This is a genomic window from Rhodoferax sp. GT1R46, from assembly GCF_056521285.1.
This window is the reverse complement of record NZ_JBWMBC010000004.1, coordinates 195,532-209,767: the sequence shown is the minus strand read 5'-3', so window position 1 is coordinate 209,767 and position 14,236 is coordinate 195,532. Positions and strand designations below refer to the sequence as shown.

Annotated in this window: 10 protein-coding genes; 3 read left to right on the top strand and 7 right to left on the bottom strand. The window is 58.9% G+C overall.

Annotated elements, in window-relative coordinates; genetic code table 11:
• Positions 1-25 precede the first annotated feature (25 nt).
• Positions 26-1,942, top strand: coding sequence for a DEAD/DEAH box helicase (locus AC097W_RS11440; RefSeq protein ID WP_479602682.1), 1,917 nt, complete (start codon positions 26-28; stop codon positions 1,940-1,942).
• Positions 1,943-2,040: 98 nt separating this feature from the next.
• Here AC097W_RS11440 and AC097W_RS11435 read toward each other — a convergent pair whose 3' ends face one another.
• A complete protein-coding gene (locus AC097W_RS11435) occupies positions 2,041-2,910 on the bottom strand; it encodes an NAD(P)-dependent oxidoreductase (RefSeq protein WP_479602681.1) in 870 nt (289 codons plus the stop codon).
• An 8-nt stretch (positions 2,911-2,918) separates the two neighbouring features.
• Positions 2,919-3,896: a GMP reductase gene (locus tag AC097W_RS11430; protein WP_479602680.1), complete on the bottom strand. Its 978-nt coding sequence runs from the start codon at positions 3,894-3,896 to the stop codon at positions 2,919-2,921.
• Between the two features lie 155 nt (positions 3,897-4,051).
• Between AC097W_RS11430 and AC097W_RS11425 the strand changes: the two genes are divergently transcribed.
• Positions 4,052-6,496: a UvrD-helicase domain-containing protein gene (locus AC097W_RS11425; protein ID WP_479602679.1), complete on the top strand. Its 2,445-nt coding sequence runs from the start codon at positions 4,052-4,054 to the stop codon at positions 6,494-6,496.
• 33 nt (positions 6,497-6,529) lie between these two features.
• Here the strand turns inward: AC097W_RS11425 and AC097W_RS11420 are convergent, their stop codons facing one another.
• Together AC097W_RS11420 and AC097W_RS11415 are read right to left on the bottom strand one after the other, a co-directional pair.
• The gene (locus AC097W_RS11420) at positions 6,530-7,690 is read right to left on the bottom strand and encodes an outer membrane beta-barrel protein (RefSeq protein WP_479602678.1); all 1,161 of its coding nucleotides are present in this window, start codon (positions 7,688-7,690) and stop codon (positions 6,530-6,532) included.
• Positions 7,691-7,783: 93 nt separating this feature from the next.
• A complete protein-coding gene (locus AC097W_RS11415; RefSeq protein WP_479602677.1) occupies positions 7,784-9,415 on the bottom strand; it encodes an ice-binding family protein in 1,632 nt (543 codons plus the stop codon).
• A 271-nt stretch (positions 9,416-9,686) separates the two neighbouring features.
• Here AC097W_RS11415 and AC097W_RS11410 point away from each other — a divergent pair, with 271 nt between their 5' ends.
• A complete protein-coding gene (locus AC097W_RS11410; RefSeq protein ID WP_479602676.1) occupies positions 9,687-11,645 on the top strand; it encodes a PhoX family protein in 1,959 nt (652 codons plus the stop codon).
• Positions 11,646-11,663: 18 nt separating this feature from the next.
• Here AC097W_RS11410 and AC097W_RS11405 read toward each other — a convergent pair whose 3' ends face one another.
• Genes AC097W_RS11405 through AC097W_RS11395 form a run of 3 tightly spaced genes read right to left on the bottom strand, consistent with a single transcriptional unit; the run spans position 11,664 to position 14,184 of the window.
• Positions 11,664-12,419 (bottom strand): FecR family protein, encoded by a 756-nt coding sequence (locus AC097W_RS11405; RefSeq protein WP_479602675.1) that lies wholly within the window; start codon positions 12,417-12,419, stop codon positions 11,664-11,666.
• On the bottom strand, positions 12,416-13,195 hold the full coding sequence (locus tag AC097W_RS11400) for a BPSS1780 family membrane protein (protein ID WP_479602674.1): 780 nt from the start codon (positions 13,193-13,195) through the stop codon (positions 12,416-12,418). The genes AC097W_RS11405 and AC097W_RS11400 overlap by 4 nt, the downstream gene beginning before the upstream one ends.
• Positions 13,192-14,184 carry a homoserine kinase gene (locus AC097W_RS11395; protein WP_479602673.1) on the bottom strand — a complete coding sequence of 331 codons (993 nt, stop codon included), beginning with the start codon at positions 14,182-14,184 and terminating at the stop codon, positions 13,192-13,194. Before AC097W_RS11395 ends, AC097W_RS11400 begins: the two co-directional genes overlap by 4 nt.
• Between the last annotated feature and the right edge of the window lie 52 nt (positions 14,185-14,236).

Genomic DNA, 14,236 nt, shown 5'->3' with positions numbered 1-14,236 from the left:
GTGGCACTCGCGTGTGAGTAAAACCATGACTGACGCTTTCGCAGTGTCGGGCGCTTTTGCGCCTGACGAAACCCTTTCCACTATTGTTCCTGCTGATCTCGCAGTGCAAGAAACCCCTGTTGGCATCGCTGCCGAACTGGTTTCTGCCGATGCGGTTGACGCCGTTGAAGCCGCCCCCGAATTGCCGAATGGCTTCGTCCTGCTGGGCCTGGCTCCCGAGCTGGTTCACGCCGTCAAAGACCTGGGTTATACCCAGCCTACAACGGTTCAGCTCAAAACCATTCCTTTGGCGCTGCCAAGCGAAAACGCTGACCAGCAAGCCACCCGTTTCATCGACTTGATGGTCTCGAGCCAGACCGGTAGCGGAAAGACCGCCGCCTTCTTGTTGCCCGTGCTGCACACCCTGCTGAAGCAACTGGCACAAGCGGAAATCGACGAGCGTGCTGCGTTCGAACGCGAAGTGGCTGAAGCCGTAGCCAAGGGCGAGGCACCTCCCAAGCGCCCCAAGCGCAAAGACCCCACCAATGTGCGTAACTTCAAGGCGCCAGCGCCTGGCGCACTGATCGTGTGCCCAACCCGCGAACTGGCTCAGCAAGTTGCCAATGATGCGATTGACCTGGTGCAACATTGCCGCGGTCTGCGCATCGCCAACATCGTCGGCGGTATGCCTTACCAGCTGCAAATTGCCAAGCTGCAAAACGCCAATCTGGTGGTGGCTACTCCCGGCCGTTTGCTGGACCTGCAACGCTCCATGCAAATCAAGCTGGACCAGGTTCAGTTCCTGGTGGTGGACGAAGCCGACCGCATGCTCGACCTCGGTTTCTCCGACGATCTGGCTGAAATCAACCAGCTCACCATCGGCCGCAAGCAGACCATGATGTTCAGCGCCACCTTCGCACCCCGCATTCAGCAGCTTGCTGCCCGCGTGATGCGTGAGCCACAGCGCATCACCATTGACAGCCCAACCGAAAAACACGCCAACATCAAGCAAGTGCTGTTCTGGGCCGACAACGCCCACCACAAGCGCAAGTTGCTGGACCACTGGTTGCGCGATACCACCATCAACCAGGCCATCGTTTTTGCCAGCACACAGATTGAGTGCGATGGCTTGGCCAACGATCTGCAGCAAGAAGGCTTTGATGCCGTCGCCCTGCACGGTGCCCTGAGCCAGGGTTTGCGTAACCGTCGCCTGATGGCCCTGCGCCAAGGCCAGGTGCAAATTCTGGTGGCTACCGACGTGGCTGCCCGCGGTATTGACGTGCCCACCATCACCCACGTGTTCAACTTCGGCTTGCCGATGAAGGCCGATGACTACACCCACCGCATTGGTCGTACAGGCCGCGCCGGGCGCGATGGTCTGGCAGTCACGTTTGCTGAAGTGCGTGATCGTCGCAAGATTTTCGACATCGAAGCGACGACCCGTCAACACTTCAAGTCCGAAACCATTCCTGGCTTGGAGCCACAGCAGCGTTTCCCTGACTCACGTCCTGGAACCGGTGCCAGCTTCGGCGGCCGTGGTAGCCACAATGCTGACCGCGCACCCCGCAGCTTCGGCGGCGGTAACCGTGATGGCGGTGGCGGTGGACGCCCCAGCTTCGGCGACCGCAATGGTGGCGCTCCCCGTGACGCAGGACCAGGCAATTACCAGAATAATGGTGGCGGCTTCGGCGGCAACCGTGATGGTGGTTTCAATCGCGACAATGGTCCCCGTGACAACGGCCCACGCGACGGTGGCGACAACGGCGGATTCAACTACGCTCGCAAGGGTGGTTTTAACGACCGTTTCGCTGGCGCAGGTCGTCCTGACGCAGCTCCCCGCGGTGCGGACTTCGCCGCTCGCAAGCCGGCATTCAGCAAGCCCATGGGTGTGAAGCCCGGCAATGCTGGCAAGGTGTTTGTGCCACGTGACGCCAAAAAGCGTGCCGCACGCACGTTTGACTAATCCAGTCTGACGACTGACTGGCCGATAGCGAACAGGGGTTCGAATCGGTTCGCAAAAATAGGCCCTGCAAGAGGGCCTATTTTTTTTGTCTGGCGATCTCAGGTCAGGCCATTGCGGCTTGCCAGCTCCACAAACAGTCCCGAATGGTCCAGGTCGGCCAGGCCGTGATCAATGCCTTGGGCGTACAACTGCTCGAACAGCTGGGTAATGGGGGCATCGAAACCGATTTCATGGGCTGTTGACAGTGCATTGCGCAAGTCTTTGAGCTGCACTGACATGCGTCCCCGGGGCGCAAAGTCACGCTCCACCATGCGCTGGCCGTGCACTTGCAGAATACGGCTGTCGGCAAAGCCCCCGGTGATGGCTTCCTTGACCTTGGCCATATCTGCACCGCCGCGCTCGCACAGCAATAAGGCCTCAGCAACGGCGCCGATCGTGATTCCAACAATCATCTGATTCGCCAGCTTGGCCAGTTGCCCCGCGCCGGTAGAGCCCACATGGGTGGCGCGGCCAAAGACCTTCAGCACAGGTAGAGCACGCTCGAAATCGGCGACTTTTCCTCCGGCCATGATCGCCAGCGTGCCTTGCTCTGCACCCAGCGTGCCACCAGAAACGGGTGCATCCAGATAGTCGATGTGCATTTCACTTAAGCGCGCGGCATGGTCGCGCGCTTCCATCGGCTTGATGGATGACATGTCGATCAGCAGACTACCGGGCTTCATGGCCGCAGCGGCTCCGAGGTCAAACAGAACCTGGCCCACCACGCCGCCGTTCTCCAGCAGCGTTATGACCAGGTCAGCATCCTTGACCGCCTCGCCCGGTGTGGCATGCACCACTGCACCGAAAGCCGCCAGGCGCTGCGCCTTCGCGAGTGTCCGATTCCAAACATGGACCTCATGCCCGGCCGCGCACAACAGGCGCCCCATGGGAAAGCCCATCAACCCAATGCCTAAAACCGAAATTTTCATCAAAGCTCCTACATCAACAGATGTTCGCCTGCGTTGTCGCCACCCAGCGTGACGTAGTTCACCTTACGGATGTCCATCAGCTTCTTGCCACCGGAATAGCTGATAGAGCTTTGCACATCCTGTTCCATTTCAATCATGGTCTCCGCCAGCTTGCCTTTGATGGGCTCCAGAATGCGCTTGCCTTCCACGTGCTTGTATTCCCCCTTGTTGAAGTCGCTGGCCGAGCCGTAGTATTCCTTGTACAGCTTGCCGTCCACCTCAACGGTCTGGCCAGGGCTCTCTTCGTGGCCTGCCAGCATCGAGCCAATCATGACCATGGTCGCGCCAAAGCGGATGCTCTTGGCAATGTCGCCATGCTCGCGGATACCGCCGTCGGCAATGATGGGTTTGGTCGCCACGCGGGCACACCATTTCAGCGCACTCAGTTGCCATCCGCCTGTCCCAAAGCCCGTTTTGAGCTTGGTGATGCACACCTTGCCGGGGCCAATGCCCACCTTGGTGGCATCTGCACCCCAGTTTTCCAGATCAATCACTGCTTCGGGCGTGGCCACGTTGCCGGCAATGATGAAGCTCGCGGGCAGCTTTTCCTTGAGGTAGGCGATCATGTTCTTCACGCTGTCGGCATGGCCATGGGCGATGTCGATGGTGATGTATTCGGGTACCAGTCCCAGGCCAACCAGGGTGTCCACGGTGGCGTAGTCTGGTGCTTTGACGCCCAGCGAGATGGAGGCGTACAGACCTTTGGCCTTCATGTCTTTGACGAACTGCACGTTGTCAAAGTCGAAGCGGTGCATCACGTAAAAGTAACCGTTTTGTGCCAGCCAGATGCAAATCGACTCGCTGACCACCGTCTTCATGTTGGCGGGAACCACGGGGATGCGGAATCGGCGTCCGCCCAGCTCCACACTGGCATCGCATTCCGAGCGGCTTTCCACACGGCATTTGCGTGGCAGTAGCAGGATGTTGTCGTAGTCAAAAATTTCCATGGCCCAAGCTCCTTATTCCCATTTCAAGATAAATCTTCAAACACTGGGCGCTTGGACTGGAACCGGCCATAAAAAAACCGGGTCCCAATTGCTTGGGCCCGGTGACCGATTGTATACAAAACCTGAAAACCCATTTGCCTTTCTACAATCAGGGCATGCTCTTTACCCCTGCCTCTTCAGACGCTTCGTTGTCGCCCCTGCTTTCCAACCTTAACCCCGAGCAGCGCACAGCCGTCACGCTACCCGCTGAACACGCGCTCATTTTGGCGGGTGCCGGATCCGGCAAGACGCGGGTGCTCACTACGCGCATTGCCTGGCTGCTGCAAAACGGTTATGTGTCGCCTGGCGGCATTCTTGCGGTGACGTTTACCAACAAGGCCGCCAAGGAAATGGTGACCCGACTGAGCACCATGCTGCCCATCAATGTGCGTGGCATGTGGATTGGCACCTTCCACGGGCTGTGCAACCGCCTGCTGCGCTCGCATTTCAAGATGGCCAACCTTCCGCAGGCCTTCCAGATTCTGGACACGCAAGACCAGCTCAGCGCCATCAAGCGCATGTGCAAGCAGTTCGGTGTGACTGATGACGACGAGCGCTTTGCCCCCAAGCAGTTGCAGCGGTTTATTGGGGGCTGCAAGGAAGATGGGCTGCGCCCCAACATGGTGGAAGTGCGCGATGACGAGACGCGTAAAAAGGTCGATCTTTATCAGCTCTACGAAGAGCAGTGCCAGCGCGAAGGCGTGGTCGATTTTGGCGAGTTGATGCTGCGATCGTATGAGCTGCTGCGTGACAATGACCCGGTTCGCGAGCACTACCAGCGGCGATTCCGCCACATTCTGATCGACGAGTTTCAGGACACCAACAAGCTGCAATACGCCTGGATAAAAATGCTGGCCGGACAGGGCGCCAACGCGAGTCCCGATACCGTGGGGGGGGCCGTGATTGCCGTGGGCGATGATGACCAGAGCATCTATGCGTTTCGCGGTGCGCGTGTGGGCAACATGGCCGACTTTGTGCGCGAGTTCCATGTGCAGCACCAGATCAAGCTGGAACAAAACTACCGCAGCTACAGCAATATTCTGGATTCGGCCAACGCCCTCATCAGCCACAACAGCAAGCGTCTGGGCAAGAACCTGCGCACCGACCAGGGCCCAGGCGAACCGGTGCGGGTGTACGAGGCACCCACGGACTTTTCCGAGGCGCAGTGGATGGTGGAGGAGATGAAGCAGCTCGTGCGCGACAACGGAACGGAACCAGCATTCGAGCGCAAGGAGATTGCGGTGCTCTACCGTAGCAACGCCCAAAGCCGGGTGATCGAGACTGCACTGTTCAATGCGGCCATGCCTTACCGCGTGTACGGCGGGCTGCGCTTTTTTGAGCGGGCTGAAATCAAGCACGCACTGGCCTACCTGCGGCTGCTGGAAAATCCCAACGACGACACCAGCTTCATGCGCGTGGTCAACTTTCCGGCGCGTGGGATCGGCGCGCGCAGCATCGAGCAGTTGCAGGATATTGCCCGCGCCACCGGTTGTTCTCTGCACGATGCGGTCAGCACCCTGACCGGGCGGGCGGGCGCGGCGATTGCGGGCTTTGTGGCCAAGATAGACATCCTGCGGGAGCAGACGGTGGACATGAATCTGCGCGACATCATGTCGCTGATGCTGGAACAAAGCGGCCTCATGGCGCACTACAAGGCCGAGCGTGAAGGCGCCGACCGGGTGGAGAATCTGGAAGAGCTCGTGAACGCCGCCGAGAGCTTTGTCATGCAGGAAGGTTTCGGCCGTGATGCCGCTGCCATGCTGGCAGGCGCAGCCAACCCGCTGAGCCAAAGCCCGGCCAGCCAGGGCATGGATTTCTCCGACTCTGCCGAGCCCGTCACCAGCGTCGGCGCCGCGCAGATGAGTGAAGCACCCGCAGATGACTTTGGCGACACCGGCGAGACCCTGTCCCCCTTGGTGGCCTTCCTGACCCACGCAGCGCTGGAGGCTGGCGACAACATGGCCCAGGCCGGGCAGGATGCCATTCAGCTCATGACCGTGCACTCCAGCAAGGGACTGGAGTTTGATTGTGTGTTCATCACGGGCATGGAAGAGGGCTTGTTCCCCCATGAGAACTCCATGAACGACCGTGAGGGTCTGGAGGAAGAACGCCGCCTGATGTACGTGGCCATCACCCGCGCCCGCAAACGCTTGTACCTGAGCCACTCGCAGTCGCGCATGCTGCACGGGCAGACGCGCTTTAACCTCAAGAGCCGCTTTTTTGAAGAGCTGCCAGAAGCGTCGCTCAAGTGGCTGACGCCCAAAAATCAAAACATCGGCCGGGGATGGAATGCCGGGTCAGGTTCAGATTTTGCTATGAATTCAGGAGCTGGCTACGCAGGTTCCGCGGGGGCTACAGGCTCTTTTTGTCAAAAAGTTGTCCGCAAGGAGGAGTCTGCCCACGGTTTGCGTCTGGGCATGAAAGTGTTCCACGCCAAGTTTGGCGAGGGCACCGTCTTGACGCTGGAGGGTGCTGGGGACGACGCCCGTGCGCAGATCAATTTTCCGCGTCATGGCACGAAGTGGCTGGCTCTGAGCGTGGCCAAGCTCACTCCGATTTGAGATGCTGCAAATCCAGAGGATTTACACCACGCTTTACATCACGCGGCGTTCAATCGTGATTTTCTCCACTTCCACCCGGCGGTTGGGCTCCAGACACTGGATCAGGGCGGCCCGTTTCTTCTCGGTGCACACGACCACGGGGTTGGCCTCGCCCAAGCCTTGCGCCTTCAGGCGCGCGGGATCAATGCCTTTGCTGGTCAGGTAGTTCTTGACCGCGTTCGCACGCTGCTCTGACAATTTCTGGTTGTATTTGGCCGTGCCGAGGTGATCGGTATAGCCGTTGATGTCGACGCTGCCGACCTCGCCATGCTTGCCCAGTTCAGCTGCGATTTCGTCCAGTTTGGGTTGTGGCATGTGCAGTTCAGCGCTGTCAAAACCAAACAGTTCATTGGCCGACAGCGTGAACTTCTCGAAGCGCGGGGGCGGTGGCGCAACAACTGCCACGGGTTGTGGTGGTGGCGGAGGCGGCGCTACGGCAACCACTTCACGAACGGGCTCGGGTGCAGCTGCACGGGGCACGGGTGTCGGTGACTTGGCGCCGAAGCGGTAGATCAGGCCCACGGACACCAGGTCCACATGGCCGTTGTTGCCAATCGCATCGTTGACCCGGTACCGTTCGGCCTCGACACGCATGGCCAGGTTTTCGGTGAATGCATACTGAAGTCCCAGTCCGACCTTGTAGTTTGCCTCGCTCTTGCTGGGGTTGGGGTTGAGCACGCTGATAGCACCGGTTCCGGTAAACGCGTCGGATGCTTCGGTGTAGTTCACGCCTACACGACCCAAAACGGACAGTTTTTCCGTAATCGGCAGGGTTCCAACGGCGTCCAGGTTCAGGCCCTTGAGCCGGATGTCACCACTCAGCGTGCCGGGCGGCGTTGTATTGGCGGTGTAGCCAAATTTTCCCAGATCGAAGTAGCCGCCTTCCAGTGCAAAATTGTTGTTGAACTGGTAGCCGCCAAAGACCTTGTAGCCAGTGTCACGGTCGCGATCAGCGATTGAATTCGTTGTCAGCCCTTGTCCCAGCAGTCCGCTGGTAATTCTGGCGTCGTCAATGGTTGCGCTGGACCGGCCTGCGCTCGCACCGCCGTACCAGCCTGCATCGTCGGCAAACGCCAGCGGCGTAGCGAGCACTGCCAGAGCCATCAAGCCCATCGTGCCGGAGGTAGTTGCCAATTTCGATTTACGTGATTTCATGTTCTTCTCCAAGTGGAGTCACCGGCACCCAAAACGCTTTGGGATACCGGTGAATTGTTTTTAAAAGGTGAGCTTGCTGGAAGGCTTCAAGTCTTACTGGGGCACATTGATGACAGTGTTGACCAGTGTCACGGAGGCACCCAGTGAAATTGCACGGCCATTGAGAGTCAAGATGGGCGGAGTCCCTGCTGTCGAGAAAACTGCACCCTCCTGGGTAATGATGGTTCCCACCATGGTTCCGCCGCCGGCTGGATTGATGGTCGCAGCGCTACCGACTTGCCAGAAGACGTTTTTGGCCTGTGCACCACCAATAAGGGTGATGCTTCGGGATTCCGCTATTGATGCACCCCCCACAGTGAGTGTGGTAGCCATCTGGAATACCCAGACCGCGTTGGCATCACCCTTGGCGTCCAGTGTCAAATTTTCGACACTATTGTTGCCTTGAATAATGAACGATCCAGCGGGTGCTTTATAAACGCCGGGAACAAGAGTCAAGTGGGACAAGTCGCCGCCAACGTTAGCACCGTTCGGTATTGCGACCAATGCGTTATATGCCGTCAATGCGTCGGCACGGGCTTGCGAGGCAATCACGAAGGTGTTCGCAGTGCCTTCAGTAGGACAGGCGACCGTGGGCGGCGGTGCAGCGGTATAGATCAGGCCGTTGACAGTCCCTACATTTAGTGGCGTTTCCGTGTACGTGCAACCCGGCCCAGCATCATGGAAACCAGTGACCTTTGTGGATACAGCGGTCGTGCCTATGTTTCCATTGATCACGGTGAGCAGCCCCTGGCTGGTCATCCCAGCACTGCCACCAAATGTGCCGAACGATGCTGCAGCACCCAGCGCCACTGGCTTGATAACAGGTGATGTGCAGGCTGCTGCGGCCGTTGTAAAGGTCACAACCTTATCGACCGCCAGCACATTGCCAGACAGGTCTTTGACTCCGCTGGCACCACCTTTCACGGTCGCTGTGTAATTGGTTGCCGGTGGGCCCGTAAGGTCGGCAGCCGGGTTGAAGGATGCGACATTGGTCTGGGAATCATAAGAAACCACGCCAGTGACCGGGACGCCTGCAGTTACCGCCAGCAGAAACGTGCTCGGGGTAATTGAAAGCGGGTCCATGGGCTCATTGAAGGTGGCGTTGATCGTTTGGCTGGTGCAAACGCCTGTCGCCAGGTCTGGCGGGTTGGTTGAAGCGACAATGGGTGCCGTAGCGTCGGGTCCCACGTCGGTTGTCCAGCTCCAGATGTAGTCACTGGCCACTGGGTTGCCTGCAAGGTCTTGGGCACCCGTCTTGATGGTTGCGGTGTAGAGGGTACTGGGCTTGAGCGTGCTGGCGGGTGTAAACACGGCGGTGCGACTATTGGCCGCATAGCTCACATTGCCAACTGGAGCGACGCAAGGCAAGGCGCAACTCAGTATGTAGTTGGCTGCAATGATCGTTGCGGGATTCATCGCCTCGCTGAACACCGCCGTGATTGCGCGGTTAGTTGGAACGTTGGTGGCGCCACTCTGTGCATTGCCAGAAGGGTACGCCCCAGTGCCAATAATGCGGGGCGCGATCACGTCTTTGATGGACTGGGCGGTGAACACCGGTGAAGCGTTGCCTGTGCCCAGGATGGGGTCTCGCCCGCCACCGCCTCCGCCACATCCTGTCGCCAAAGCGGTGATTAAAAGTGGAGCACACCACTTGAATTGCTTGAAATAGATTTCGGACTTGTTCATTGAGTTTTCCTGACCAACGGATAAGAGACACCGCATGCACGCGCAAGCCGAGTTCCAGCCTGCAACCTGACGATCGCAAAAAAGCGTCGTACGGTGGTCGCAGTCTGAAGTTTTGTGAGCGAAGCGTCTGTGCGCCAACGTACGTTGGCCTGCTACTGGACGCCATTCCCGATGGGTGCCGCTCGCTCGGTGTCGTGCGTTCGTCATGAATCTGTCACACAGTTTTTTTAGGATAGGTGGTGCAACTCATCTCATTCCGGAACCACAGACCATGTCACAACTAGACCAACCTTCGCGTCGTACCGCACTCAAATTCATCGCCGCTGCGCCCATGTTGCCCTTGGGTGTGATGGGCGCCAGCTCACTGTTGTCGGGTTGTGCAACTGCAGCTGCCACTGGTGCAGCGTTTTCAACAGCGCCGTTTGCTTCTGCGGTGTTCTCGTCCATGGCGGCGCCTTCGCTGGCGAACCCGGCAGCCATGGCAACCACTACCGTGGCCTCCAGCCTTCAGGTGACTTTGCAGGACGGCACCACACGCGCTTATAAGCTGGCCTACCAGCCCTTCTTCCTGACGGGTGACCAGGTGCCGGATGGCAAGGGTGGAACGATGCTGGCAGGTGGTTATGTAGACATTTTGAACAAACCCGTCATCGATAAATCGGTGACGGGCAAAGAGCGCCAATTCTTCTCGGACTGTCCGGATGGCACTTCGCTGCTGCAACTGCCGACCACCACTGTCAAGGGTATCAAGGGCAAGGCTGTTTTTGCCGTGGTGCAGTTCGAATACACCAATGCCGACCAGAGCGGTATGGACACCTACGGCATGCTGCCGTCGCCCATTGCCGTGCTGACTCTGGATCAAGACACGACCACAGGCAAGCTCACCTTGGTTAAATACCACAACGTGGATACCTCGCAAGCGCAGGGCCTGTGGATCACCTGCGGCTCCAGCCTGTCTCCCTGGAATACCCATTTGTCCAGTGAAGAGTACGAACCCGATGCCTTCTTTGTATCGGAGAACAAGGTCTTCAAGGCCTTCAGCAAAAACCTCTTTGGTGATGAAAGTATCGCCAATCCGTACCACTATGGCCACCAACCGGAAGTGACCGTGAACCCCGATGGCAGCGGCATGCTGACCAAGCACTATTGCATGGGTCGCCTCTCGCATGAGCTGATCCAGGTCATGCCTGACAACCGTACCGCCTTGATGGGCAACGACGCCACCAACAGCGGCTTGTTCATGTTCGTTGCCGACAAGGAAAAAACTCTGTCCGCCGGTACCTTGTATGTGGCCAAACTCGGCAGCGGCTTCTCCATCGACCCCGCCGCGCCGGCCACCCGGCTCAGTTGGATCAAGCTGGGCCATGCAAGCAGCGACGAGATTGAAAAACTGGCAAATACCGTGAAACCCACAGACATCATGACGGTGCATAAAACTGACCCGGGTGATGCCAGTTTCACCAAGATTTTTTACAACGGCAATGTCAACTGGATCAAGGTCAAGCCCGGCATGGAAAAGGCGGCTGCTTTCCTGGAAACCCAGCGCTACGCCTACCTCATGGGTGGCAGCATGGGCTTCTCCAAGATGGAAGGCACCACCCTCAACATCAAGGACAAAGTGGCCTATTCGGCACTGCAAAACATGCAGGACTCAATGGTCAAAACCGGCAAAGGCTGGGACGCGGCCAGCGGCATTGGGTTGGACAAAGCCTTGATCGCCGGTGGCGTCATGGCCCACAGCCTGACTGGCGGCCAGTTGGACCAGAGCGGTGCGGCCATCAAGAGCGAATGGGTGCCAGCGCTAACCCGTGCCTTGTTCGTGGGTGAAGACATTGCGCCGGATGCGTTGGGCAACCTGGCCAACCCCGACAAAGTGTCCAACCCCGATAACCTGAAATTCTCCGAGAAACTGCGCACATTGTTTATCGGTGAAGACAGCAGCACCCACGTCAACAACTTCGTGTGGGCCTACAACGTCGACACCAAGCACCTCAGTCGCCTGATGTCGATGCCCTCCGGCGCTGAAGCTACTGGCCTGGGCGTGGTGGATGATCTGAACGGTTGGACCTACATCACCACCAATTTCCAGCACCCCGGTGACTGGTTGCCCAAGTTGCATGGCAAGGTGCAGGCCACGCTGGACCCCCTGGTGCGCGCCAACTACAAAGACCGCTTTGGTGCCGCCGTGGGTTACCTCACTGCCGACCCCATGGGTATCAAGCTGGGCTGATCAGGGCCCGTGCGCTGGCTACTTGAGCATGTCGGCCGGGTGCATCTGCCCGGCCTTTTCGTCCATATAACCTTTGCCGTCTTTCACGCCTTTTTTGCCTGAAATCTGCCACGCGGTGCGCTGATGGGTCAGACGGGCCAGGAATTCCAGCTCCTCGTCGGTGTGGTTGATGGCCTTGGCAGGTGTAAGTGAGCGGCCCTCTTTTGGGTTGACCTCCCCCCAGAAAGCCTGGTGATAGTCGGAGCGGCTCACCGTGCTGTCCGCGCCAGATGCGATGTCGACCGTGCCATAGCAGTTGCAGAAATAGCTGCGACCACCCTGGTCGGCAAAGATTTCGGTGTACACGCCGGTGCCGCGAATGCCCGCGGTCATGGTGGGTGTGATGATTTGCCGGCTGGTCCCTTTGCCCCAGACGCTGACTACGGCACCAGTCAGCAGGCGCAGCAGACTGACGGCGTTCAGGGTGGCACCACGCTCCACGGTCATCATGGAGTTCTGGCGCACATGAAATGCGGAACTGCCAATCACAAAGATCAGGCTGGAGCCGGGCCCGGTGGCAATCTGGTCACCCGTTTGCACCGACTGCCGCGGAGTCAGACGCTGGCCGTTGACCGTGGCGTCGCCCATCAGCTCCACAACGTTGCCACGGGACTGCGCTTGGGCGCCCCCCAGACTGCCCGCGGCCGTCCATGCCGCAGCCGCTTGCAAGAAACTGCGACGCTGAAACCACAACAGTTCTTTTTCAGACCGGCCTTGCAATAGGTGCTGGGTCATGGCGTTTCTCCTGGGGTGGTGTCGAAATTGTCGACAAACGTGAAGTAGATAGAGGTAAAAAACATGGCCGCCATCAGCATGGCAGCCGGGTACAGGGCTGCACCCATCACTTCGGCACTGCCCGTCAGGGCGGCAATGATGGAGATGACAAGGCCCATCAACAAAAACACGCCCATCCATGCCATGCTGTACAGCGTGAATGCCCAGAAATTGCGCAAGCAGGCGACCATGCTGAAAAACAGGCTTTTAACCGGGGGCAACCCATGCCAATGCACCAACGCCGGTGCATGCCAGAACATCAGGGACAGTGGCACATACAAGCCCATGGCGACCAGCATGGCCGTCTGAAAATCGCCTTCCTGCAGCAATTCCGCGGTCATGTTTCCGCCAATCAGGTAGAGCTTTGCGAATTTGCCGCCATCTATCAAAGCCGAGCACCCAAGCACCAGTAGAAAGCCCAGTGCATACAGACCGCCCAGCGCCAGCATGGCACGCAATTGCTGGCGCCCTTCGCGAAAGGCGCTGATCAGGATGGAGGGCATGGGAAAGTTGCCTTTGCTGGCCTCCGCAGTGGCGGCCATCAGGCCTAACGTGGCGCCCGGCAACAGCACCAACGCCAGCACGTTGCCCAGCAAGGGCACCATGCTGAGAATCGACATCACGGCCAGGAACAGAAAAAACAGGCCCGCCAATGCAAGGGGCTGACGAAAAAAGGTTTTCATCCCCAGCTTGACCCATTGGATGCCCCTGCTGGCTGGGACGATGTTCAGTTTCATGCGGTGGTGTCAGTGGTGTTAAGTGTCAAAGGGAACAGGATACGCTGGCGCAGCACCCGCTCAAAGTGGCCAGGGTCATGGGCCTGGAGCATGGAGGCTTCCCGCGGCAGGTAGAAATCCCACAACCGCGAAATCCAGAACCGCAACGCGCCCGCGCGCGCCATGGCGGGCAACAGCGTGCGCTCTTGCGCCCGCAGCGGGCGGACCGCTTCATAGGCTGCGAGGAGTGCCTGGGTGCGCTCGGTATCCATGGCGCCGGTTGCCAGGTCGATACACCAGTCATTGAGGCACACCGCAATGTCAAACAGCCAAGTGTCCACACCCGCAAAATAGAAATCGAAAAAGCCGGTCAGGGCAGGGCTGCCTTGTCCCTCCCCGGGGGCTTCAAACATCACGTTGTCGCGGAACAGGTCGCCGTGGATGGGGCCGCGTGGCAAGGCCGTGCACGCAGACAGTGTTGCGACGTGGTTCTGGAAGGCCAGCTCGCTTTGCAGCAGGGCTGCCTGGTCGGGTTGCAGATAGGGCAGTATCACCGGCACGGTTTCGTTCCACCAGGAAAGCCCGCGCAAATTGGGCTGGCTCATGGTGAATTCCAGCCCGGCCAGGTGCAGACGGGCCAGCATTTCGCCTACCAGCGCGCAATGCACCGCGGTAGGAGCCAGTTCACTCTTGCCTTTGAGTCGGTTCACCACGGCCGCCGGCTTGCCGTTCAACGTGTGCAGCACATCACCATCCCGGTTGGCGGCCGGGTCGGGCACGGGAATGCCGTGGTGGGCCAGGTGCTTCATCAGCCGCAGGTAAAACGGCAACTGCTCGGCCGTCAGGCGCTCAAACAGGGTCAGCACATACGGCGCCTGGTCGGTGGTGACGAAGTAGTTGGTGTTTTCGATGCCTCCGGAGCACCCTGCCATGGATTGGAGGGTTCCCAGATGGAGGCTTTGCAAGAAACTGTTGGCCTCCTCGAAGGAGACCTCTGTGTAAACCGCCATGAATCAACGCGCCCGAAAGTCAGAATGTTGTCGCCGATTGTAGAGGTGGCCG